Annotated in this window: 22 protein-coding genes, 2 tRNA genes and 1 other RNA gene; 12 read left to right on the top strand and 13 right to left on the bottom strand. The window is 41.6% G+C overall.

Annotation, left to right across the window (positions count from 1 at the left end):
* Window positions 1-49: 49 nt before the first annotated feature.
* The 3 genes from spxB (at window position 50) to FD05_RS07785 (ending at window position 5,640) form a co-directional block, all read left to right on the top strand.
* Window positions 50-1,804 carry a pyruvate oxidase gene (gene spxB / locus FD05_RS07775; protein WP_020280511.1) on the top strand — a complete coding sequence of 585 codons (1,755 nt, stop codon included), beginning with the start codon at window positions 50-52 and terminating at the stop codon, window positions 1,802-1,804.
* A gap of 147 nt (window positions 1,805-1,951) precedes the next feature.
* Window positions 1,952-3,796 (top strand): S53 family peptidase, encoded by a 1,845-nt coding sequence (locus FD05_RS07780; RefSeq protein ID WP_039932438.1) that lies wholly within the window; start codon window positions 1,952-1,954, stop codon window positions 3,794-3,796.
* A gap of 20 nt (window positions 3,797-3,816) precedes the next feature.
* Complete coding sequence (locus FD05_RS07785) at window positions 3,817-5,640, top strand: S53 family peptidase (protein ID WP_020280509.1); 1,824 nt, start codon at window positions 3,817-3,819, stop codon at window positions 5,638-5,640.
* Window positions 5,641-5,711: 71 nt separating this feature from the next.
* Here the strand turns inward: FD05_RS07785 and FD05_RS07790 are convergent, their stop codons facing one another.
* From FD05_RS07790 to FD05_RS07805, 5 genes are all read right to left on the bottom strand, one after another.
* The gene (locus tag FD05_RS07790) at window positions 5,712-6,209 is read right to left on the bottom strand and encodes a DUF5067 domain-containing protein (protein WP_020280508.1); all 498 of its coding nucleotides are present in this window, start codon (window positions 6,207-6,209) and stop codon (window positions 5,712-5,714) included.
* A gap of 236 nt (window positions 6,210-6,445) precedes the next feature.
* Complete coding sequence (locus FD05_RS07795; RefSeq protein ID WP_020280507.1) at window positions 6,446-6,928, bottom strand: hypothetical protein; 483 nt, start codon at window positions 6,926-6,928, stop codon at window positions 6,446-6,448.
* Between the two features lie 1,088 nt (window positions 6,929-8,016).
* Window positions 8,017-8,430: a hypothetical protein gene (locus FD05_RS07800; protein WP_020280503.1), complete on the bottom strand. Its 414-nt coding sequence runs from the start codon at window positions 8,428-8,430 to the stop codon at window positions 8,017-8,019.
* Window positions 8,431-8,541: 111 nt separating this feature from the next.
* Window positions 8,542-8,908: a transfer-messenger RNA gene (gene ssrA / locus FD05_RS11545) on the bottom strand.
* A 51-nt stretch (window positions 8,909-8,959) separates the two neighbouring features.
* Entirely contained in the window at window positions 8,960-9,733 is a 774-nt protein-coding gene (locus FD05_RS07805; RefSeq protein ID WP_020280502.1) for a Cof-type HAD-IIB family hydrolase, read from the bottom strand.
* A gap of 123 nt (window positions 9,734-9,856) precedes the next feature.
* Here FD05_RS07805 and FD05_RS07810 point away from each other — a divergent pair, with 123 nt between their 5' ends.
* The 3 genes from FD05_RS07810 to FD05_RS07820 are packed head-to-tail and all read left to right on the top strand — an operon-like array spanning window position 9,857 to window position 12,759.
* Window positions 9,857-10,555 (top strand): cysteine peptidase family C39 domain-containing protein, encoded by a 699-nt coding sequence (locus tag FD05_RS07810; protein ID WP_191980510.1) that lies wholly within the window; start codon window positions 9,857-9,859, stop codon window positions 10,553-10,555.
* A 15-nt stretch (window positions 10,556-10,570) separates the two neighbouring features.
* A complete protein-coding gene (locus FD05_RS07815; RefSeq protein ID WP_039932436.1) occupies window positions 10,571-11,299 on the top strand; it encodes a response regulator transcription factor in 729 nt (242 codons plus the stop codon).
* Window positions 11,296-12,759 carry a sensor histidine kinase gene (locus tag FD05_RS07820; RefSeq protein ID WP_020280499.1) on the top strand — a complete coding sequence of 488 codons (1,464 nt, stop codon included), beginning with the start codon at window positions 11,296-11,298 and terminating at the stop codon, window positions 12,757-12,759. Before FD05_RS07815 ends, FD05_RS07820 begins: the two co-directional genes overlap by 4 nt.
* A 69-nt stretch (window positions 12,760-12,828) precedes the next feature.
* Here FD05_RS07820 and FD05_RS07825 read toward each other — a convergent pair whose 3' ends face one another.
* A complete protein-coding gene (locus FD05_RS07825; protein ID WP_020280498.1) occupies window positions 12,829-13,062 on the bottom strand; it encodes a hypothetical protein in 234 nt (77 codons plus the stop codon).
* 191 nt (window positions 13,063-13,253) lie between these two features.
* A tRNA-Glu gene (locus FD05_RS07830) sits at window positions 13,254-13,327 on the bottom strand.
* Between the two features lie 121 nt (window positions 13,328-13,448).
* Between FD05_RS07830 and FD05_RS07835 the strand changes: the two genes are divergently transcribed.
* A tRNA-Gln gene (locus FD05_RS07835) sits at window positions 13,449-13,520 on the top strand.
* 190 nt (window positions 13,521-13,710) lie between these two features.
* On the opposite strand, the gene FD05_RS07840 is transcribed toward FD05_RS07835, so the two are convergent.
* Complete coding sequence (locus FD05_RS07840) at window positions 13,711-14,169, bottom strand: Ltp family lipoprotein (protein WP_020280497.1); 459 nt, start codon at window positions 14,167-14,169, stop codon at window positions 13,711-13,713.
* A 21-nt stretch (window positions 14,170-14,190) separates the two neighbouring features.
* Window positions 14,191-14,607: a TM2 domain-containing protein gene (locus FD05_RS07845; RefSeq protein WP_020280496.1), complete on the bottom strand. Its 417-nt coding sequence runs from the start codon at window positions 14,605-14,607 to the stop codon at window positions 14,191-14,193.
* 233 nt (window positions 14,608-14,840) lie between these two features.
* On the opposite strand from FD05_RS07845, the gene FD05_RS07850 reads away from it, so the two are divergent.
* Window positions 14,841-15,194 (top strand): MmcQ/YjbR family DNA-binding protein, encoded by a 354-nt coding sequence (locus FD05_RS07850; RefSeq protein WP_020280495.1) that lies wholly within the window; start codon window positions 14,841-14,843, stop codon window positions 15,192-15,194.
* Between the two features lie 38 nt (window positions 15,195-15,232).
* Here the strand turns inward: FD05_RS07850 and FD05_RS07855 are convergent, their stop codons facing one another.
* Both FD05_RS07855 and FD05_RS07860 read right to left on the bottom strand, forming a co-directional pair.
* Window positions 15,233-15,856 carry a hypothetical protein gene (locus FD05_RS07855; RefSeq protein WP_020280494.1) on the bottom strand — a complete coding sequence of 208 codons (624 nt, stop codon included), beginning with the start codon at window positions 15,854-15,856 and terminating at the stop codon, window positions 15,233-15,235.
* A gap of 27 nt (window positions 15,857-15,883) precedes the next feature.
* Complete coding sequence (locus tag FD05_RS07860; protein WP_020280493.1) at window positions 15,884-16,213, bottom strand: hypothetical protein; 330 nt, start codon at window positions 16,211-16,213, stop codon at window positions 15,884-15,886.
* Between the two features lie 165 nt (window positions 16,214-16,378).
* Between FD05_RS07860 and FD05_RS07865 the strand changes: the two genes are divergently transcribed.
* Entirely contained in the window at window positions 16,379-17,395 is a 1,017-nt protein-coding gene (locus FD05_RS07865) for a serine hydrolase domain-containing protein (RefSeq protein ID WP_020280492.1), read from the top strand.
* A 54-nt stretch (window positions 17,396-17,449) separates the two neighbouring features.
* Here the strand turns inward: FD05_RS07865 and FD05_RS07870 are convergent, their stop codons facing one another.
* Together FD05_RS07870 and FD05_RS07875 are read right to left on the bottom strand one after the other, a co-directional pair.
* Entirely contained in the window at window positions 17,450-18,154 is a 705-nt protein-coding gene (locus tag FD05_RS07870; protein ID WP_020280491.1) for a type 1 glutamine amidotransferase, read from the bottom strand.
* Window positions 18,154-19,500 carry a Mur ligase family protein gene (locus FD05_RS07875; RefSeq protein ID WP_020280490.1) on the bottom strand — a complete coding sequence of 449 codons (1,347 nt, stop codon included), beginning with the start codon at window positions 19,498-19,500 and terminating at the stop codon, window positions 18,154-18,156. The genes FD05_RS07870 and FD05_RS07875 overlap by 1 nt, the downstream gene beginning before the upstream one ends.
* A gap of 220 nt (window positions 19,501-19,720) precedes the next feature.
* On the opposite strand from FD05_RS07875, the gene FD05_RS07880 reads away from it, so the two are divergent.
* From FD05_RS07880 to prmC, 3 genes are read left to right on the top strand one after another with little or no spacing between them, the layout of a single operon-like run.
* Window positions 19,721-20,293 (top strand): thymidine kinase, encoded by a 573-nt coding sequence (locus tag FD05_RS07880; RefSeq protein ID WP_152436150.1) that lies wholly within the window; start codon window positions 19,721-19,723, stop codon window positions 20,291-20,293.
* An 18-nt stretch (window positions 20,294-20,311) separates the two neighbouring features.
* The gene (prfA, locus tag FD05_RS07885; protein ID WP_020280488.1) at window positions 20,312-21,394 is read left to right on the top strand and encodes a peptide chain release factor 1; all 1,083 of its coding nucleotides are present in this window, start codon (window positions 20,312-20,314) and stop codon (window positions 21,392-21,394) included.
* Window positions 21,387-22,235, top strand: coding sequence for a peptide chain release factor N(5)-glutamine methyltransferase (prmC, locus tag FD05_RS07890; RefSeq protein ID WP_039932433.1), 849 nt, complete (start codon window positions 21,387-21,389; stop codon window positions 22,233-22,235). The genes prfA and prmC overlap by 8 nt, the downstream gene beginning before the upstream one ends.
* The last annotated feature ends 10 nt before the right edge of the window (window positions 22,236-22,245 follow it).

Consider the following 22,245-nt stretch of genomic DNA (forward strand, 5'->3'; position numbering starts at 1 on the left):
TATGATCTTGATCAGCAAATAGTCATTCACTCACAGGGAGGTTTTTATTATGGCAGATACAATTAATTCTGGTATTGCTGCATTACGAACACTCGAAAGTTGGGGTGTTGATCACATCTACGGTATCCCAGGTGGTACGATTAACAACTTAATGTATGCATTAGACGCTGAAAAAGACAAAATTAAATATGTTCATGTCCGTCACGAGGAAGTTGGGGCACTGGCTGCCGTTGCCGATACAAAGCTGACCGGTCACATCGGAGTTGCCTTTGGCTCAGCCGGACCTGGTGCAACTCATTTGTATCAGGGGGCTTATGATGCGATGGCTGACAAAGTGCCGGTTCTGTTGATTGTCGGTCAAAACCCACAAGCATTAATGAACCAAGACTTCTTCCAAGAGTTTGACGAAAACCCATGGTTCAAAGACGCCGGGGTTTATGCACGGACCGTCATGACGGCCGAGAGTTTGCCACACATTTTGGATGAAGCAATTCGTCGCGCATTCGCTCAACACGGGCCCGCAATTGTCACGATTCCAAATGACTTGGCCAACAAGGAAATACCAGCTGATGGCTACTATAGTTCAGCTGCCAACTTTGCCAAACCTGAATTAGGCGCCGGCTCAGATGAGCAGATTAACCAGGCGCTGGATTTGATTTACCAAGCTAAAAAGCCAATCTTATATGTTGGTCAAGGGACCTATGGTGCGGCAGATGAGGTCATGGAATTCGCCAAGAAGTTCCAAATTCCAGTCATCAACACTGCTTTGGGTAAGGAAATTATTCCATATGACTTTGAGTCCTTACTTGGATCAGCTGCCCGTGTGGCATCCAAACCCGCTAATGAAGCCTTGCAACAAACTGATTTGATGCTATTTGTTGGGTCGAACTATCCATTTGCAGAAGCAATGTTCAAACCTGGCATCAAGTTCATTCAAGTCGATAATAATCCACAAGTTCTTGGCAAACGTCACAAGACCGATGTTGCGATTCTCGCTGACGCCAAGAAGACGTTGCAGAAGTTTATCGACATGGGTAAGACCGCAGAACCTTCTGATTGGTATGCTGCTAATGTTGACAACGTCACTAATTGGCATGCTTACAACGACCATATGATGAATCGGACGGAAGGTAAATTACGATTCGAACCAGCTTTTAAAGAGATCAATCGAATTGCTGAAAAGGATGCCATTTTCTCAATTGATGTTGGGGATGTCACTCAAAATGCCGTTCGTCTGTTAAAGACCAATGGCCATCAACCATGGATTACTTCCGGATTGTTCGCAACCATGGGCGTTGGTTTGCCAGGTTCAATCGCTGCCAAATTAAGTTATCCTGATCGTCAGGTATTTAACTTAACTGGTGATGGTGCCGCAGCGATGGTCATGCAAGATTTGAGCACCCAAGTTGGTTACAAGCTGCCAATTATCAATGTGGTCTTCTCTAACGAGGCGCTAGGCTTCATTGAAGATGAGCAGGAAGACGATAGTCATGAGTGGTTTGGAATCAGTTTGCCTCAAACTGATTTCGCCAAGGTCGCTGAAGCACAAGGCATGTTAGGCATCACGGTTACTTCAGTTGATCAAATGAAATCGGCATTTGACAAGGCGGTTGAAGAGACCAAAGCCGGCAAACCGGTTTTGATCGACGTTAAGATTACCAACGAACGGCCAATTCCAGTTGAGAAATTGACTTTGGATCCAGATAAATTTGATCAAAAGACCATCGACGACTTCAAGAAACGTTATTACGCAGAGGACTTGGTTCCACTGAGTGAATTCCTGAAGAAGCATGGTGTTAAATAAAAAGTAATGATAAGCCTTTAGTTATCAGCTTTTCGGAGTTGATGACTAAAGGCTTTTCGTCTGTCTTAAATTAAAAGCACTTCAATCATGCATGTTGTGTGTAATTTGATTATAATAAATTGTATATACATGAGGGGAGCATTACATATGAAAAGATTAAGGAAATTTCGAATCGCACTGCTTAGTTTGACTGCCTTTGCAGTCGTCAGTGGCGCATCACAGACGACTCAAGCCAAATCAAAGACCAGTCCAACAACCGTCAGTGTTGTCTTAAAACCGAGGGATCATTCGCAGATGTTGACGTACATCAATCAGACGGTTGATCCAAGTTCACCGTATTTCCATAAATACTTGACACCAGCTGATGTTGAGTCGAAGTACGGCCAGTCAGATTCTCAAGTCGATCAGTTTCAAAAGTACTTTAGTGGCTATAAGCTTAAGACATCTGCTTATCCCGGGAATTTGATTTTGAAGGTGACCGGTTCAAAGAAGAACATTATCAAAGCATTTAAAGCCACACCATCAAGTAAGAATAAAAAAGACTTTATTGCTAAGACTAAGTTGCCAGGTAAATTATCTGATAAAGTCGCTTCAGTTGTCGGAATTTATCTCCCTGCCACCAAGTCAGGCAAATCTGCATCCAAGAATACAATCAAACCACACACAAATTTTGAAAAATCAGACCAAACCGTTGACGCGGCTGCTGGAAAGGCTTTTTCAAAGAAGTATGGTGTTTTGAAATTTGCTGATCACTATGGTCTGAACAAATTGTATGATAAGAAATTGGATGGAACCGGTCAACGGATTGGCATTATTGATTTGGCTGATTTTCCGATGGACAGTGTCAGTAAATACCTTGAGCAAAATGGCATGAATGGCGACACCAGTCGGGTCCATAAGATTTATACCAACGATGGGGCATATAATCAGAAACTCTCAGTTGACATTTTGGTCAGTCAGACTGAATCTTCTCTTGATGCTCAGCAGGCAGCTTCGGTTGCCCCAGGTGCTCAAGTTGACAACTATATTGCCATCTCTAAGGGTGATACTACAATTGCGGATGCCTTATTCTTGAACGCCTTCGCCCATGCTGTTGGTGATAACCAGGATAAACAGTTGTCAACCAGTTTTAACGTTGGCTACGAAGTGCGTAAGTTGATCCAACCTGGTATGAGTGAAACTGCTAAACAATATAGTGATGCGATGAACCTCGTGTTTGAACAAGCTGCTATCCAAGGAATTTCGATTTTTAATGCGAGTGGTGATTATGGTCCTCACGAGGTCTTTAATAAGAAGCCCAATCTCTCAATTCCGACTTCCGCATACGTTGTTCAAGTTGGTGGGACATCGCTACCATTAGCAAGTATCATCAAGGGCCAAAAGGTTGATTTCCCTAAAGAACGGGCTTGGAACGATTTGTATTGGCGAGCATCTACCAAACCAACTTTGTATCAAGGCAGCGGTGGCGGTTTTGCTAAATTCAATGCCACCCCCGATTATCAACTTGGCTTCTCGGGCGTAAACACCTTCCGAGCAATCGAATGGCTGAAGTATAATCCTAAAGGCTACTTGGTCAATCTCCATCCCAAGACGATCACAGGAACCGGCACTGGTCGGAACGTGCCCGATGTCTCAGCTAACTCAGATAGTAAAACCGGCTACGCAACATATATGAATTATGGTCCAGGCAATAAAAGCACCGGTAATTGGGTCGTTTCTGGTGGTACCAGTTATGCAGCCCCACAGATGGCCGCAGCCAATGCAGTTATCAATAGTGGCTTATCTGAATCGGTTGGCTTCTGGAATCCACAAATTTACAAGTGGGCTGCTGAACCCGACACGCCGTTCACGGTGTTGGATGATGCTGATAACAACAGCAACTTGTACTATACAGGTCAACCAGGAAAGCTCTATAACCAGGCAACTGGCTTAGGAACGGTTAACTTTGAGAAGCTCTATAATAAATTTGAGACTCAAAACAGCTCGAATTAATCTGAGGGGAGTCATTGATTATGGTAAAATGGAAAATCGCATTACTTAGTTTGACTGGGTTCTTAACTTTGGGGGCAGCATCGACAACCGCTTCTGCCAAGACATCTAAAACGCCGGTGACGGTCAATCTTGTTTTTAATGTGCGTGATCAAAATGGCATGAACGATTATGTTAATCAAACAGTGGATCCAACTTCGCCGAATTATCATCAATATTTAACACCGGATCAGGTTGCTGATAAATATGGAAGAAGTAGTTCCCAAATTTCAGAATTCACGAAGTATTTTAGCAAGTATCATTTGAAATCAGCTGCTTATCCCGGCAACTTTGTCATGAAGGTTCAGGGTTCTCAAACTAATTTGGTGAAGGCGTTTAAAGCCAAGCCTGCTAAAACCGATAAGAATGGGGATGTGTCTCGAACTAGATTGCCCGGCAAATTATCCAGTCAGGTAGCGTCAGTTCTTGGACTGTATATAGAGAACAAAAAAACCAGTAGCAAGACTGATAAAAAAGCACTCAAGTTTACCCATCACTTGGTCAAGGATGACGCACCAATCGTTGCAAACACTAAAAATCAGTTTGCCAAGAAATATGGGTCAGTCAAGTTTTCTGATGCATATGGCGTCAACAAACTATATGACCAGAATTTGCATGGGCAAGGGCAACGCATTGGGGTCATTGTGACCTATGAATTCAATCCAAAGGATGTCGCTGAGTACTGGAAACAAATGGGTGTCAACAGTGATGTTTCAAGAATTCATAAGATTTACACGACTGATAAAACCGATGGCCCAAATCCAAAGACCAATGATGATGTGACTTCACAAGAAGAAGCCAGCTTGGATGTTGAACAAGCTGGTAGCGTTGCGGACCAAGCACATATTGATGCTTACGTTGGGGTTTCCAAAGATGACGTTTCAACCCCAGATGTCCAATATTTGGATGCTTTCGCGACAGCGGTTGGTGACAATCAAGATAAGCAACTCACTACCAGTTCCTCATTTGGGAATGAGTTAACCGGTTTTGGAGCCGGTGGCTTGAGTGAAACGCCAGCTGAATTTAACGATGCAATTAATTTGGTGTTTGAACAAGCTGCGATTCAAGGAACCGTTATTTTCAACGCTGCCGGGGATGCCGGCCCTTACGAAATTCCCAGCAAGACTCGCAGCTTATCATTCCCAACTTCCCCATATGCGGTTCAAGTCGGTGGGACGACATTACCGTATACTAAGATTATTGGTTCTCGATTGGTTCAAATTCCTAAAGAACGAACTTGGGGCGATTCCTACTCACAAGGGATCGTTAAAAAGCCAACCATCTTCCCTGGTGGCGGTGGCGGATTCTCCAATCTTAATCCAACTCCTTCATATCAACTCGGTGTTCCAGGTGTGAACACATATAATGCGTTTAACATGGTTAAATACACGAAGGGCGGCTACTTGAACAATCCAAATCCTGGAATGGTTTCTGGAACTGCTTCTGGTAGAAATCTTCCTGATATTTCCGGAAACGCTGATGAGAAGACTGGTTATGCTGCTTACATGTCATACAAGAACTCTTCAATTTGGGTCAATGCTGGTGGTACCAGCTTTGTGGCCCCTCAAATGGCGGGTGCCAGTGCCGTGATCAATAGTGGCTTAAAGACTTCAGCTGGATTCTGGAACCCACAATTGTATAAGTTCGCGGTTCAACCCGATACACCATTCCATGTTTTGGATGATGCGACGGTTAATAACACCAATTTGTATTACACGGGTCAACCGGGTAAGGTTTACAACCAGGCTAGTGGTTTGGGAACCGTTGATTTTAGTAAATTGTTTAACAAGTTCAATACACAGGGATAAACTCTGATAAAAAATAGCAGGACTCATACATGCGATGATAAATGCATGTGTGGGCTCTGCTATTTTTTGACTTATTTGATACTATATGTTTGGACGCCGATGGTTTGGTTGGTCCCATATTTGACACCATGAATTTTGATTGATGACTTGGTGTCATAGAGATTCCAGGCCATCGATCCTTTGGCTGATTGATTTTTCTTAATATTGATTTTGTATTTGGCAGCTAGGCTTTGATCAGGGAGTGGAGCGGCAACCAACTGCTTTTTTGATTTGGCAGGTTGGTAAGCCCTCAACACTGACGCGGCACTGACCGGTGAAACCTTTTTGCCACTGGTGTTTGTAATTGTGTACCAAATTGCAAAAATTGGCTTCTTACCAAACTCATTCCCACTTGTCCCAGCAGGAATCACGGCTGTTTTGGTGATTTTGAGATGAAAGTTTTTCACTTTGAGTGAATTCTTGCTGAAGTTTTGCGAGTTTGCTGAATTTTTGCTCTGTCCCAGCATGCCACAACCTGACAAAGAAATGAGGGCGGTTAAGGTCAGTAGAAATAACAATGTTTTTTTCATTTTCCGGTCTCCAATATTTATGTATTGAGTAAAAATGATACTTGGTTAATATTTTACATGATTATTGCAGAAAAGGAACATAAAAGTATTTGTGTGAGTGGCGATAGTTCAATTTTCTCAGGATTGGATTTCAATATACAAAAAGCAGCGCCATGAGTCGGCTCTGCTCGAAATTTGATTTGGATGAATTATCTTTTGTCAGTTGGCACTCAATGCGTTTGAGTTCCACAAGCAAACTATTGATCGGAATTACTCAACGCCCGCAACTCTGAAATAATATCCATCAACTTGGCATGATAAATGTCTGATCTCAAAGCATTATTTTGCTGGCTGAACCAGTATTGTTTAGCAGGGGCCACATAACTTTCCGGCACTTGATATTTATTGGCGATTTGCTGGAACAGTGCTGGATTATCCGCTGCTTGCTGAATCCGATAGAGCGGTTCCTCTTGGATAATCTTGACGACTTGCGGCCGGACTTCTTCAGGTAATTTTGGCTGAACAATTTTGACGACAGTATTTTTGATTGGTTTATCCAAAATGGTGTTGGTCTGGCGTTGTGCATCAGTTAGTTCATGAACTTGGTGGCCAACATATAAAAAGCCACCCAAGACAATGACAAGGATACTGATCCAGACAATTAGTTTGGTGTGCTTCGATTTCTTTTGTTCATGTTTAGTTTGTTTTTGTTCCACCCGCGATGGTGTTTGATTTTGCATTATCTGTTCCCCCTCGAACAATTTACGAGACGAGTATAACATTTCTGATTATGAATCAGTGCAGGGGACGCGCGAAGAACAGCATTTTAAAAGTTTCTTTAAACAAAAAAATGGCAAGCAGCTTCGACCTTCTGAACGCTTGCGCGCCGATCGTTACTTACTCACCGTGGTTTGGCACCAAAAAGAATTGTAGCATGAAAACTGAAATGCAGCAAGTTTCAGCAAATCTTTTCCATGTTCGTTCACTCTATGACAGAAAGCCAGACTAATGTATAATCATTTTTCATGAATTTTTTTGACTGTAGGAGAAAATAATGAGATCACTTAAAGCTCAAAGCTTTATCCTAATTTCAATTGGATTTATTTTGGGGATGAACGAATTTATTATCGTCGGTATTATTAATGATTCGGCAGGCACGTTTCAAATATTGGCTTTTGGGTGACCGTGTTTACAATTTCCAACGTGATGACGGCGGTGACTGCAACTGGTGGCATTTTGGTTAATCACTTAGGGTTGAAATCTTTGGGGTATAGCGGCGCTGTTTATACGGCCGTTGCCTTGGGAATATTATTGGTTTTGAACAAGGTACGAAAAGGGTTTGATTGATATTTGACTACGAATTTTTGAATTGTAATTAAAATAAAGAAGACAGTCACCACAACGGTTATAAAAGTTGTAGTGACTGTCTTCTTTTTTACTTGATTTTGCGTTGAAAGTAATGAAATCGATAAGGCAATAAAGTAATGCCGCTCTGGGATTGGGCAGAATTTAAAGAACGAAAGAAGCCAACCAGCAGATTGCCCAATGGTTAACTTCTTAATAACTAACTTAGGTTAGCGAACGATCGAATCGTTCTTTCCTTACTCCCAAGCTTTCCTGCTAATACGCGAAGCCTGGGCTCTGATACTGACTGTTTACTTTTGAAAAATTCTTTCGATAAGATGTCAACTCGAAATAATAGTTCTTTTGTTAAAGTGTCAGCTTAGGTTGTTGTTCACTGGCGATTTTAAATGTAAAGCCCTTTTCTTTCATGAGTGATCCAAACAGCATGCTAGCTTTTAACATCCTTTAGGAATGGGCGGAATGTTTAACGATAGTACACTCTGGAGAAATGTTTATCTGCATAGTTTGGAGTAATGATACGTTCTTTTAATTTGTAATGAGTTGCTCTTAATTTAACGTAATTCCATTTATGTGAGTACACATACTCCACTCCCCGCAATAGGTAGGTATAACGTCCGTAGTGTTTATAACTAACTCGATTCATGGAAAACGGATCGCCTAACCCGAAAGCTGTGTATGTTCTTCGAGTCATTTGCACGCCTTCTTTATAATTGAAGGCATATTTACCTCCGACATGTCGAGTCACTTTGTAAGTTCCTCTCAGTATCTTTGGTGTGCCATAGTGCCAGACGGCTGCGTGACTTTGGACTGTGTTTGCAGTTGTCGCAAATGTGATGCTAGATAATGCTAATAAACCATATTTTGTAATTCTGTTCATAGTTACATCCCCTCAAAAGACTGAATACCAATCAGTGAAATTTGCGAACTGATTGTAAAAAAATCAGTCATATCATCGCGTTAAGCGATAACATGACTAAATATTTGTTACTAATGGAGTCGGCGGGAGTTGAACCCGCGTCCGAGCATATCGCCACCTAGATATCTACGTTCATAGATCTATTATTTAAATTTCACCAACTGAAACGCCATAAATCAAGGCACCCACAGCAGGCTAACCTGATTAGTCTCTTCAGTCCGCTTCAGGTGGGAGCAAACTGCGTGAGCCCATTAAATTTAAGACCCAGATCTAACCCATGGGCGAAGTTAGGAGGATCTACGTTAAGCGCTTATTAGGCAGCTAAAGCGTAAGAATTGTTATTATTTTTTGCAGTTATAATAAACTGGGCGGTTTTACGTGGCGCTGCACGAAACGCAATCCAGACTCAACCTATACCCGTCGAATCCATAACGACCCCGATACATATAATATCTTATCATAAACTATCTAAACTTAGAAGGATTCTGTCTTACAGCAGGTCAAAATGCTTCAGACCATTGACAATTCCATGGTCGATATTCTTGGTAGTGATGAATTCTGCATATTCTTTGACTTGCGGCAAGCCATTTTCCATCACAACTGGGTGATCGACAAAGTCCAGCATCGGGATGTCATTGTTGCCATCACCAAATGCATATGTTGGAATGCCTTGCAATTTTGCGTTGGCAATTAATTCTTGAATACCTTTTTTCTTGGAACTGCCAGAATGGACAATATCCATACTGAAGGGCGTGTTTCTGAAAAACGTGAGAGTATCCTTGAAGCGATCAATATACTTTTCGTCTGGCCCCTTGGTGTTGATTAACATCATGACAACTTCCTGTTTTTCAATGAAGTCATCAACACCCAGGTTTGGCATCCGTGAGTTGATAAAGTTGTAATTTCCGCGAACAATATCGTTAATAAAATTAATTCTGGCTCCGGTGCTGTTCATGACGGTTGTGGCTTCATGATTGGATTTGGCGAATTCTACGAAGTCTTTGACCACTTGTTTGTCCAGCAAGGCTTTATAAACCGGCTTGCCTTCAAAGATCACGTAGCTTCCGTTTGCGGACACGACGGTATCAATGCCAGTTTGACGCATGGTGTTTGGAATTTCAAATAAATTTCGGCCCGTTGAGATAACAGGTAAGATATTGTTTCTTTTTAATTGGTGCATCGCATCGGCCACTTCGGGATCGACACGAGTTTGTTCGTTATACAAAGTATGGTCAAGGTCAAAGAACGCAATTCCTTTATACATAGTAAGCCATCCTTTTCGTTATTAATTTGATAATCATATACTTTACTATCATAACAATATTGCGAGTTTCCAAGCAAGTTTCTGCAATTATTGGTAAAATGGAGTATATATGGGGTGAGACGATTGGAAAAGACAACCATTGCGAATGAAAAAACCAGCCGATTCTTTGTCCGGCTACGCAGAATTCCCGGCGAACATTGGTACTTGGCAAACGGTAACGAAAAAAATGTTAATCCAAAAAATAAAATTAAAGTTCCTGATAGCATTAAGGCCCAAGATTTCTTAATTGATGAAATTAGTTTCTTCAATAAATTAGTCTGGTATCACTTCACATGTGGTGATCTTGAAGGTTGGCTGCCCAAGCGTAATATTCGAAAGACATTTAGGCGATTGGATGTTGAACCAATCAAGCAGGCAACCCAATCCGACATTGATAATCAGTGCACGGCGATTTTAATGATGCTCAAGAGTTCTGGAGCGGACGTGACCACTGATGATATCAAAGAAGCCGTTGAAAAATGGCACAATGAATCAGGAACGTTGATGGACTTAACGGAACTAATTATTTCGCAAACCCACTCAATTCGCGATTTAAATAGCGTTGATTTTAGAAAGTTAGATAAACAATTAATCCGTAGACGGCCTATTTTAGTAAAGGTTTCAGGAATTGATAATTTAAAATCAAGTCTGATTTTATTGACCGGATTTAACCGGAAAATATATTACTACAATGATCCATGGACTGGACGACTCGAATCAATTTCCCAAAACCATTTAAGAAAGCATTGGAAACGTGGGAACTTAGAAGCAATTAGTTATTGAAGGCGGGGCTTTATAATGAAACTGTTAATGATTGAAGATAACAAATCAGTATCAGAAATGATGCAGATGTTTTTCCAGAAGGAAGGGTGGGACGTCACCTTTGCTTATGACGGCATTGAAGCAATGGACAAGTTCAACGAAGATCCTGAAAGCTGGGATATGATAACGTTGGATCTCAATTTACCCAAAAAAGACGGTATGGAAGTCGCCAAGGAAATTCGAGCAAAATCACAAACTGTGCCGATTATCATGTTAACGGCGCGAGATTCTGATAGTGATCAAGTGTTGGGATTTGAAATGGGTGCTGATGATTATGTCACCAAACCATTTTCCCCAATCACCTTGGTTGCGCGAATTAAGGCACTTCAAAGGCGTGCTCACACTGAAAGTGATGAAGAAGAAACTGAGGAAAACGCAAAAAACGTCTTTGATATTCAAACTGACCATTTTAAATTGAATTCAAGCACCCGTGAAGTGTATTTGGATGACAAGCGGCTTTCTGATCTGACGCCGAAGGAGTTTGAACTCTTGAAAACGTTGGCCCAAAAGCCACGCCAGGTCTTTTCACGTGAGCAGTTGTTGGAAACCGTTTGGAACTATGAATATTATGGAGACGAACGAACCGTTGATGCGCACGTCAAAAAGTTGCGTCAGAAGATTGAACAGATTGGCCCCCAAGTGATCCAAACAGTTTGGGGTGTCGGTTACAAATTTGATGATAGTGAAGTGGACAAGAAGAAATGAAAATGATTTATCAGCAGCTATTGGCATTCTTTTTGGTAATTGCCTGCACCATCCTTCTGCTTGGATTTTCATTCGGACGGATGTCGAAAACGTTTGTTTACGATACGACGTGGCATAATTTAGAGAAGTATTCCGATAGTTTGATTCAACAATCATTGACAATTAGTTCAAAGAATAAGGCTAAGGTCACTTTTGATGAAGAAAAACTGAAAAATTCTGAAGCATTGTTAGAAAATCAGGCCGTCCATTTCACGGTTTTTAGTCCCCAAGATCAAGTCATTTATCCTAACAATGGCGTTGCCCCGCGGATCACTCAGAATGATTGGAAACATTTGCGACGCAACCAAATTGTCCGAAAAGTGAATAACAAGAACTTTAAGATGAGTAACGGCAAGACGCGGCCAGCAATGATTGAAGTTCTTAAGCCGTATTACTATAAGAAAAAATTAGTCGCTGCTGTAACAGTGGGGGCGTTTATTTCGGATGTTAACTCAAACGTTAAGCGAATTAATCGTGATTTGTTGAAGGCATTATTTGTTGCCTTAATTATTTCGATGTTTGTCAGTTACTTTATCGCTAGGAGATTGAACCGACGGATTAGTAAGCTGCGAAGCGCAGCCAATCAGGTTTCCAACGGGAATTACAAAATTCGTTTGAAACCGGGTGGTAAGGATGAGATTGGTGAGTTGATTGTTGATTTCAATCATATGACCCGATCACTTCAACAGGCTAATAACGAAATTCAGCGACAAGAGGAACGACGGCAAGAGTTTTTGGCTAATGCCGCCCATGAGATGCGGACGCCATTGACAACTATTTCAGGAATTCTTGAAGGCATTAAGTACGACGTCATTCCTCAGGAGTCTCGAGCAAAGAGTATTGACTTGATGAGCAGTGAAACGCAACGGCTCATTCGGCTGGTAAATGAGAACTTGGATTATGAAAAGATCCGATCGAACTCCATTCAGCTCGACAAGCGCCATTTTAACGCTGCTAAGGTTCTTGAAAACGTCATCGACCAATTAGGCAGTAAGGCAGAAGAATCGCAAGACAAGCTTGTTTTGAACGCTCCTAAGGACTTGTCAATTTATGCTGATTACGATCGATTTGTTCAAATTGTTTTTAACATTGTGACCAACGCTATTCAATTCACCAACAAAGGGACCATTACGGTTGTTGGTGAGCGGGGGTACAATGAAACGATCATTAAGGTTTCCGATACCGGAATTGGCATGTCTGACGATCAACAGAAAAACATCTTTGAACGGTATTACAAAGCTGATGCTTCCCGGAGAACCGGTAAGTACGGCGAATCAGGGTTGGGGCTCGCAATTGTCCATCAGTTGGTCAAATCACATGGTGGTAAGATTACAGTTTCATCCAAGCTGGGTAAAGGAACAACGTTTACAGTCATTATTCCCGATGCAACAGCTGCCGAAAAAGATCAGGAAAATAATTAAATTAAAAGCCATCACTTTGTATGATTGGGAATTTCCCAATTTCATCCAAAATGATGGCTTTATTTGTGTCTAGTTACTCGATTCTTTAGCGGCATGCTCTTCATAGGCTTTCGTGCCCTTGTCGGTCAAGCCGTTGATTTCGTTATGGTCAGTTACAATGTAGCCTGCATCCACCAATGGCTTTGGGTTGCCGCCAATCACGTTGTCACAATAATCAACAAAGTGGTTGACAGGTGTGCCGGATGATACTCGGCCAGTGTAAATTGCTTTTAAAATTTCATAGTCAGTTGAAGTTAATTCCATTTTGAAACCTCCTAATCTTGATGATTTAATGATACCACCTAGAATGAGATAGGCGTTTAAATTTGTTTCAATGAAATTTATCTAGACAATTTATCGAAACTGTCTAACGAATTTGTGGAAATTTTTGGATAAAAAAAGATGTTGGCTAAATTAACCAACATCCTCGCTTATCATTGTCGTATCAACGATTATCACCCGCACGGGGCTCGAACCCGTAACTCCGCCTTGAGAGGGCGACGTCTTAAACCAGTTTGACCAGCGGGCAATGCTATCAAACTCACTATAATAGTTTATCTAACTCAGACCTGTTTGTCAACAAGGGAAACTTAAATATAAAGTTGACAAAACGCCGAAAAATCTTTAATATATTTAGTTGTGATATTCATTGGGTATTCGCCAAATGGTAAGGCAACGGACTCTGAATCCGTAATTTACTGGTTCGACCCCAGTATACCCAATATCGAAGCTTTGCCCGGTTGCATAGGTTGTTTTAAAGCCTGTGATGCCGGGCTTTTTTTGTTTTTCGAGTTTTATTGATTGAAACTAAGCGTTAGCCAAGTACAGTGGAACAGTAGTGAAGAAAATCATTCTTCACCGCTGGTATGTACAACAGGCACATCCTCCGGGCAAAGGATGTGCCTGTTTAGCTTAGTCTAAATGATTAATTGCATATTGTGCCTGTGAGGCAGTAAAACTTTCACCATAACTCGAAGTTAATTGGTCATAAATAGCATTTTTTGACATTGACATGTCATCTCGGTATGATTTCGCTTTTTCTAAAGCATTTTGATTCCAATTAATGCCTGACAAATGTGTTGCTGCCCAGTAGGCAACTTTTGGCGAAAAATTTTCGCCTGATGCGGACTTCAATTGATCATAGATACCTCGTTTGGACATCGACATGGTTCTCGCATAGCTGTCAGCTTTATTGAGAGCTGCCTGATACTCAGCCGGAATTTTTTTGGCAGACTCCGAAGTAGCGGCAGCACTCGTGTGAGATGTCTGTTCACTGGGACTACCACTCTCAGTGGATGAACTGTCAGTTCCACAACCGGATAGCAGTAGTGTTGCTGCCAATCCGATGCTAATCAATGCAATTCGTCTCATATGGAAATTCCTCCGGTAAAATTAGTCTTTTTGATCTTCATTGACAACGTCTTCAATTATTTGGTCATGGCCATTTTGATCATCACCAACTTGTTCTGGTGCTGATTCTTTTAATTTTCGCCGGCCAAAGATTGTTTGTGCGGCTTCAGATTCAATGGTTTTAAGATCCTCTTGTAACCAGCCGTTAATTAAAAATAAATCAACAAGCGCCCAAATCCCAGTGATACCGATTCCAAGCCCCAATGTCAAAACGGTGATTAAAGTCATTGCAACTGCACTACCGGTTTTTCCCATGTAATACCGGTGACCACCAACAAATCCGGCAAAAAGGGCAAGCAGATACGCAACAGCAGGTGACTTCTGTCGTTTCTCGACTTCGGAATTAACCAACATCATCTCCTCAGTGGTCAATTGACTCACAAAATAATCATTATTCATAAACATCCTCCAATAATTTCAGCTTTTAATGACATCAGTATTTGGTCAGACCGTTTAACGTCACAATAATTAAATACGCAAAAATAAGCAGAAATTCCTTAAAATATTTGAACTAAATTAGTCGACGACTGCACAGGTTGATTTTTCACCCATGAGAACTTGCACCTTTTATTTTTTCTATCACAAATGTTATTGTGAATATTAAAGGAAGTTTGCAAAGGGAAAATTAGAAAATGGATTGTAAAGAAGTCGTCAAGTACGTGGACCACAAGTATCAGACACAACCAGAATATCTTTGGAAAAAATACCCGACTTACGCAGTGCTTAGGCATGCTGACAACCGCAAATGGTATGGATTGATTATGACTGTCGAAAAAGCCCAACTCGGATTGGACGGTAATGGTACTGAAGAGATCATGGATGTGAAACTCGATCCCAAGGAAGTTGAGTTCAGGCAGTCCACCCCAGGCTTCTTACCTGCATACCATATGAACAAAAACAGCTGGTTGTCGATTCGACTCGCTTTAGTTGATTCAAAGCAGATTCATGATCTGATCGACACCAGTTATCAATTAACTGAAAAATAAAAAGCAGCCGCGAATTTTCGCAGCTGCTTTTAAAGTCTTTATTTATTTTCGTAATAATGATCTGCTTTGGATTTTAATTGAGTGGTTTCCAGTTTGTTCAAATTTAATTTCTTTAAATTCTGTTTGGTAAACGTGCTTCTGACAATCGTCTGTTTTTTCCCGTTACCAACATTTCGATTAAAGATTATATTAAACCTCTCATACTGGTCATATTTAGAATCCTTGATGGCCTTCAAAATGGCCACGGTGGTTAATTTAAATGACTCGGTAGTATCCCGTTTATCGGTTACTTGAACCGTGAAAGCTGATTTCGATGACCGCAATTGATCTTGATGGTCGAACAGCAAAGCATGTGTGGTATCCAATTTGTGCTTAACCGCCGATTCAGTGGACTTCGTTGGCACTTTGGTTGGTTTCTTGACTGACTTTTCTGTGCGTTCAGCCTGTTCAGCGTTTCCTTTGCGGATCACTTCTTTACCTTTAGGAGAGTTAAAGAATAAGGTGCCAAAGACTGCCATTAAGACCAGAGAAATTAGAGCATATTTGCCATAAGGGTACTTGCCGTGTTTGCCGGTAACCTTAAAATACACAAACATGGCGAAAAAAATCACCATCGCATATGACGACAGTTTGGTGATCACATCAAACAACGTGCTAATCAAAGTGTATGTCTCCTTTAACCCTGGCCATTATTCAAATGACAGGTCGACTAAGTATTTGTGTTGATCCACCAAATGTGAGGTGGTAATCCACAACTCGTGATAATTGGCGTCCTTAACTTGGGTCATGTCATGGAAATAGTCCAGCAAATCACTATACATCGACATGAAATCAGACGACATCCGGTTAACCTCAAGTTTTTGCTGTGGGAAATAAATTTCTGGATTACCTAACTTGACTGTATCATCCAAATACATTTCGACAACGTTGTCGTAGGCGTCAGGCTTGGTGAGGACCTTGTCTGGGTGTGCTTTAATATATGATAGAACATGATAAATTGTATCTGAGTTACTTGCCACTTGAGTTTCCTCCGATCTTAAAAGTCTTACGTGTCCTATTGTAACAAATCTGGACTCACTAGGCAGAAAGTTTTGGAACCATTGAGGTTGGATAGATTCTTTAAACCACCAATTTTTAGCGGTACAATTAATTCAATTCATGTACATAATGAGAGGAAGCTGTCGATGGAATATTTAAAAACAGTTGCGAAGATGCATCAATTTGTGGATGCCGGGATCGTTCCCGGAGTGAGTTATGCGATTATTGATGACGATGGCATTCAAACCGATGTTTTCGGCAAACAAGAATTGCTTCCAGAACGGCTGGCACTTCACAAAGGCGAGTTGTATGATCTGGCGTCGCTAACCAAAGTCGTCGGGACAACTAATTTGATTTTGAAACTACTTGTATTAGGCGAAATTTCCTTGGACGATTCTTTTAGCAAATATTTTCCTGAGTGGCACTCTCCCCAAGTCACTATTAGGCATTTACTGACACATACCTCTGATATTGTTGGGTACATCCCCAACAGGAATCAACTTCCTAAATCCGAACTCATGGCAGCTATCCTAAGTTTAAAAAGTGGGCCTGACCTTGGTAAAGTGGTTCACTATCAAGATTATAACTTCATCTTCTTGGGCTGGGTCGCTTCTCGAATCATGGGGGAGCCGGTTCAACAATTGATTAGTAAGCTGGTTCTTCGGCCGCTGGAACTCCAACATGCCACGTTCACCCCAGATCAGATCGATAATGTTGTCCCAACCGAATTGATCCCCAGCAAGGGACTAATTCGCGGAACAGTTCATGATCCTAAAGCCAGAATTCTAGGGGCTGACTGTGGTTCTGCCGGCCTGTTTGCAACGCTTGATGACTTGATTCATTTTTCTCAGTGGCTTTTGGGGGATGTTAAGTATCCCGAATTTTTACCAAATGACTGGCTAGACCAGCTATTTGTTGATCAAACGCCAGGCCACATGAAGAATCGTTCATTTGGCTGGATTCTTAGACATTTCGACGGCCATCCGTATATTCTGCATACTGGATATACCGGAACGCTAATTGTCGTGGATCGAGTGACGCATAAAGCGCTCATCTTCTTGTCAAATCGCGTTCATCCGGATCCGAGTAACAAATTATTTTTACCGAACCGAAGTGAGCTGATTCGGACGTTCGTAACTGAAAATAGTCGTACAGTTAATTAATTGTCAATACCAAAAAGGGAGCCGCAACTGATGTTGTGACTCCCTTTAATATTCTTAAAATGTAGCACCAACTTTAAGTTCTTCTTGCGGTTCCAAATCTGCATCGGGATATTTTCGTTTTAAAGCATTGACCAAAACGTGTTTAGCGATGTCATTGTTTCTTGCTAGAATTGGGCCGTGAAAATATGTGCAGTAAACGTTCTTGTAAATGGCACCTTCGGTTTTATCCTGCCCATTGTTGCCGTGGCCTTCTAAAACTTTACCGAGTGGCCGTTCGCCTTTACCCAAGAACGTAATTCCCTGGTGATTTTCGAAACCGTGGTATTTTTCACCGGTTTCTTCATTTTCAATGACCACGTTGCCGATAAACCGATGATCCTTTTGCTTATCGGTGTAATGATCCAACGCACCAATGCCCATGAGTTTTTCGCCATTGGCACCGATGTAGTAATGACCCAAAAGTTGATAGCCACCACAAATTGCAACGACCGAGCCATTATCTTCGATGAAATCAGTTAATGCTTGTTTTTTAGATTGGATATCTTTTGAAATAATGGACTGTTCAAAATCCTGACCACCGCCAAATACGACAATGTCATATTTATCCGGGTCAAATTTCTGGTCCAAACTAATAACCTCAGAGGTTAATTCGACGCCCATTTTGTTAGCCAAATACTTGAGCACTAAAATATTTCCAAGGTCACCATAAGTGTTCATCAAATCACCATACAGGTGACAAACCTTTAACGAATATGCCATTAGCCCATGCCTCCTTTGATGAAGCCCTTTGCTGCAAATACTTTTCTTAAGTGTAGCATAGCTGTGTAAGTTGCGAGGATATAAACCTTTTTGGTTGGTGCTTGTGGGATCATCTCAACAACCTTGTCCAAATCTGGTTCGACTAAATGCTTACTTGGGTCCACACCGGCTACCTGTAAACGGTAGGTGATGTCTTTGTAACGCTCGCCTCCGGTAATAAATTGTTTGATGTTCATCTTCGGCAGTCGTTCAAAGTCGCCATCCCAGATCCAACTGGTGTCGATCCCATCAGCATAGTTGGCATTCAGCAAGCCGATAAATGTGAATGGATCTTTGTCGGTTGAAATCATGTCGATGACTTGGTTTAAACCGACCGGATTCTTCACTAAAATTAAGGTGACTTGTTTTCCGTCAACGTTAATTTCTTCTTGCCGGCCAAAAATCCGCTTACCTTTTTCAAATGCTTTCTTTGTCTGAGCAGGGGAGACACCCATGAAACGACCAACCGAATAGGCTGCTAACGCGTTGTATATGTTATAAACGCCGCCAATGCCAATCTTGATCGGCTCACCATCAATTTCAAATGTGGATGACTTGGGGGTCAGTTCGCTGATCTTGTTCAAGGCGAAGTTTAGCTCTGGGCGTTCAAAGCCACAGTTGGGGCAGAAGTATTTGCCCAGATTTGAATAACTAATGAAGTGATAGTGCAATACATGTTGGCATTGGGGACATAAGACGCCGTCGGTATTAGGAGTGGCCTTGATGTCGCCATCTTTTTGGTTATCGAATCCGTAATAGACGATTGGATTTGGCAACTGCTTTGAATGGAAAATTGGCGCATCACCATTGGCGATAATCGTGGCGTTGGGTGCCAGTGCCACACCATTTAAAATTTTATTGTAGGTTGTGTAAATTTCACCGTAGCGATCCATCTGATCACGGAAGATGTTGGTGAAGACAAATGCTTTGGGCTTGATATATTTGGTGACCATGATCACGTTGGCTTCATCAACTTCCAAAACAGCCAATGGCCGTTTACCTTTTGACTTTGGCGCGTGGAGGAAGGTCGTGATGATTCCCTGCTCCATGTTCGAGCCGGTGGGGTTGGTCAAAATGTTATCGTATTTTTCTTTGAGGACTTGAACGGTCAACGCCGTGGTCAACGTCTTACCATTAGTTCCGGTAATCACGATGACATCATAGTCACGCCCAAGAGTGGCTAAAATTTCTGGATCGAGTCGCTTGGTAATTTTACCGGGAAGCGAACTGCCGCCCTTGAAAAATGTATGCAGAAACCAATAAGAAGACTTACCGGCTGCAGTAGCAATTGAACTTTTTAATGACATAAGCTTTACTCCCTTAAATGAAGTACATAATGGTACTAATCAATCATTAAGTTTAGCATACGCCAAACCGTTTGAACATACATACGCTCACAGCTTAAGGCTTCGATAAAAAATTGGATTCCGAAAAATGTGTGATCGTGACAATTTTCTCATTATTATCGATTTTCAAAACTTTTTCTGTATAATAGAAGAGAAGCTCTTAAGGAAAAAGGTGGATATTTTGGCTCAACTATTTTATCGGTACGGCGCAATGAATAGCGGCAAAACAATCGAAATTATTAAGGTTGCTCACAATTATGAGGAGCAAAACAAAAGTGTTATTATTATGACCAGTGCGTTGGACACCCGCGAGAAGCAGGGGATGATCGAATCGCGAATTGGCCTGGAACGCAAAGCCGAACCAATTCACGAAGACACCAATGTTTATGACCTGGTGCAAGAACTCAATCCACATGCCAGCTGCATCTTAATTGATGAGGCCCAGTTTTTGAAGAAAAAACATGTCATGGAGTTGGCAAAGATTGTCGATGAGCTCAACGTGCCGGTCATGGCATTTGGCTTGAAGAATGATTTTCAGAACAATCTATTCGAAGGCTCCAAATACCTATTGCTGTATGCTGATAAGATAGAAGAAATGAAGACAATTTGCTGGTTCTGTGGCAAGAAAGCCATCATGAACCTGCGTTTCCATGACGGTGAGCCGGTATACGAAGGCGAACAAATTCAAATGGGCGGCAATGAATCCTATTACCCCGTCTGCAGAAAGCACTATTACAATCCACCTATTAAGTAACAAAGTGAGGAATATTAAATGGACGAAATTTTCGATAAATTACAATCGGTCGTTGATCGATATGATGAATTAAATGAGTTAATCAGTGATCCTGAAGTGATAGCTGATACCCAGAAGTTCATGAAACTCTCTAAGGAAGAAGCCGATCTTCGAGATACCGTGGCTGCCTTTAAGAAATACCAAAAAGTCAGTAAACAGCTCGACGATGATAAGGAAATGCTTCGCGAAAAGATCGATGCAGATCTTGAAACCATGGTTAAAGATGAAATTTCCAGCTTAACTGACGAAAAGCAAAAACTGGAAGACCAGATGAAGGTAATGTTGCTGCCAAAGGATCCCAATGACGAAAAAAACATTATTATGGAAATTCATGGTGCCGCTGGTGGAGACGAAGGAAGCTTATTTGCTGCCGATTTATTCAGCATGTACTCCAAATACGCCGAGCGTCAGGGATGGAAAGTTGAAATCATTGATAAGAACGAAACCGAAGTTGGTGGTTTCAAAGAAATCGTCTTGATGATTACTGGCGATAAGGTCTTTTCAAAGCTGAAGTACGAAAATGGTGCCCATCGTGTTCAACGGGTGCCAGTTACCGAATCAGCCGGGCGGGTTCACACTTCTACTGCGACAGTCGGTGTGATGCCTGAAGAAGAGGACGTTGATATTGATATTGATCCAAAAGACATCCGGGTTGACGTTTACCGTTCATCCGGAGCCGGTGGTCAGCATATTAACAAGACCTCTTCAGCTGTTCGAATGACTCATTTACCAACTGGAATCGTGGTTGCCATGCAGGATGAACGTTCCCAGCAACAAAACCGTCAAAAGGCCATGAAGATTTTGAAGGCCCGGGTTTACGATTATTATGCACAACAAGAACAGGACCAGTATAATGCTGAACGAAAATCAGCAATTGGAACTGGTGATCGGTCCGAACGAATCAGAACGTATAATTATCCTCAAAACCGGGTAACCGATCATCGAATTGGGTTAACCTTGAATAAATTGGATCGAATTATGAACGGTGAATTAGACGAAATTATTGATGCATTGATTGTGTCTGATCAAGCTAAGAAACTCGAGAATTTGACTAATGCTTAACGAAAAAAACGTCACCTACTTTGAAGCCCGGAAGTGGGCTTCTTTTCGTATTAAGGATTCAGCGGACTTAGATATGTACGCAGTGGACTTTTTACTGGAGAAGTTGTTTGGTTTATCGCCAACTGAGCTTTTGATCAATTACCAAACTAAAATGTCTGATGCGCAGTGGCAACAATTTCAAGCAGCCATCCAACAGTTACTGAAGGGTGTTCCACCCCAATATATTGCTGGCAAGGCTGATTTTTACGGTTTGACAATCGAGGTAACCCCGGCAGTTTTGATCCCACGGGTCGAAACTGAGGAACTGGTGGATTGGATTCTTGCAGAGAACTCACCGACTCATTTGACTGTCTTGGATATTGGCACCGGTAGTGGGGCAATCGCAATTGCATTGAAGAAGCAGCGACCAGATTGGGCAATTACCGCCAGTGACATTTCAGGGGCAGCAATTGACATTGCCCGTCAAAATGCAGAAGCTAATCACACACAGATCAGCTTTGTTCTCAGCGACATTTTTGACAATATCGACGATACTTATGACATCATCGTGTCCAATCCGCCATATATCGCCAAAGATGAGAAGGCAGATATGGACCAAAGTGTCATCAATAACGAGCCTGATCTCGCTTTGTATGCTGAAGATCAGGGACTTGCTATCTACAAACGAATTGCTGTGGGGGCATCTGAACACCTAAATTCATCAGGGAAATTATTTTTGGAAATCGGGTTTCATCAGGAAAAGCCTGTGACTCAGATTTTCCAACAAGCACTTCCGGAGGCTCAAGTAGTTCCAAAACACGATGTCTCTGGGCATCAACGAATGATTCAAGTAAAGAAATGAAGGTTATATA

It is taken from the genome of Lentilactobacillus otakiensis DSM 19908 = JCM 15040 (assembly GCF_001434145.1).
GTDB lineage: Bacteria > Bacillota > Bacilli > Lactobacillales > Lactobacillaceae > Lentilactobacillus > Lentilactobacillus otakiensis.

Excerpts from the sequence above, each read along its gene's own strand:
- spxB (WP_020280511.1), top strand. The coding sequence starts at position 50 with ATGGCAGATACAATTAATTCTGGTATTGCTGCATTACGAACACTCGAA.
- FD05_RS07780 (WP_039932438.1), top strand. The coding sequence starts at position 1,952 with ATGAAAAGATTAAGGAAATTTCGAATCGCACTGCTTAGTTTGACTGCC.
- FD05_RS07785 (WP_020280509.1), top strand. The coding sequence starts at position 3,817 with ATGGTAAAATGGAAAATCGCATTACTTAGTTTGACTGGGTTCTTAACT.
- FD05_RS07790 (WP_020280508.1), bottom strand. The coding sequence starts at position 6,209 with ATGAAAAAAACATTGTTATTTCTACTGACCTTAACCGCCCTCATTTCT.
- FD05_RS07795 (WP_020280507.1), bottom strand. The coding sequence starts at position 6,928 with ATGCAAAATCAAACACCATCGCGGGTGGAACAAAAACAAACTAAACAT.
- FD05_RS07800 (WP_020280503.1), bottom strand. The coding sequence starts at position 8,430 with ATGAACAGAATTACAAAATATGGTTTATTAGCATTATCTAGCATCACA.
- FD05_RS07805 (WP_020280502.1), bottom strand. The coding sequence starts at position 9,733 with ATGTATAAAGGAATTGCGTTCTTTGACCTTGACCATACTTTGTATAAC.
- FD05_RS07815 (WP_039932436.1), top strand. The coding sequence starts at position 10,571 with ATGAAACTGTTAATGATTGAAGATAACAAATCAGTATCAGAAATGATG.
- FD05_RS07820 (WP_020280499.1), top strand. The coding sequence starts at position 11,296 with ATGAAAATGATTTATCAGCAGCTATTGGCATTCTTTTTGGTAATTGCC.
- FD05_RS07825 (WP_020280498.1), bottom strand. The coding sequence starts at position 13,062 with ATGGAATTAACTTCAACTGACTATGAAATTTTAAAAGCAATTTACACT.
- FD05_RS07840 (WP_020280497.1), bottom strand. The coding sequence starts at position 14,169 with ATGAGACGAATTGCATTGATTAGCATCGGATTGGCAGCAACACTACTG.
- FD05_RS07845 (WP_020280496.1), bottom strand. The coding sequence starts at position 14,607 with ATGAATAATGATTATTTTGTGAGTCAATTGACCACTGAGGAGATGATG.
- FD05_RS07850 (WP_020280495.1), top strand. The coding sequence starts at position 14,841 with ATGGATTGTAAAGAAGTCGTCAAGTACGTGGACCACAAGTATCAGACA.
- FD05_RS07865 (WP_020280492.1), top strand. The coding sequence starts at position 16,379 with ATGGAATATTTAAAAACAGTTGCGAAGATGCATCAATTTGTGGATGCC.
- FD05_RS07870 (WP_020280491.1), bottom strand. The coding sequence starts at position 18,154 with ATGGCATATTCGTTAAAGGTTTGTCACCTGTATGGTGATTTGATGAAC.
- FD05_RS07875 (WP_020280490.1), bottom strand. The coding sequence starts at position 19,500 with ATGTCATTAAAAAGTTCAATTGCTACTGCAGCCGGTAAGTCTTCTTAT.
- prfA (WP_020280488.1), top strand. The coding sequence starts at position 20,312 with ATGGACGAAATTTTCGATAAATTACAATCGGTCGTTGATCGATATGAT.
- prmC (WP_039932433.1), top strand. The coding sequence starts at position 21,387 with ATGCTTAACGAAAAAAACGTCACCTACTTTGAAGCCCGGAAGTGGGCT.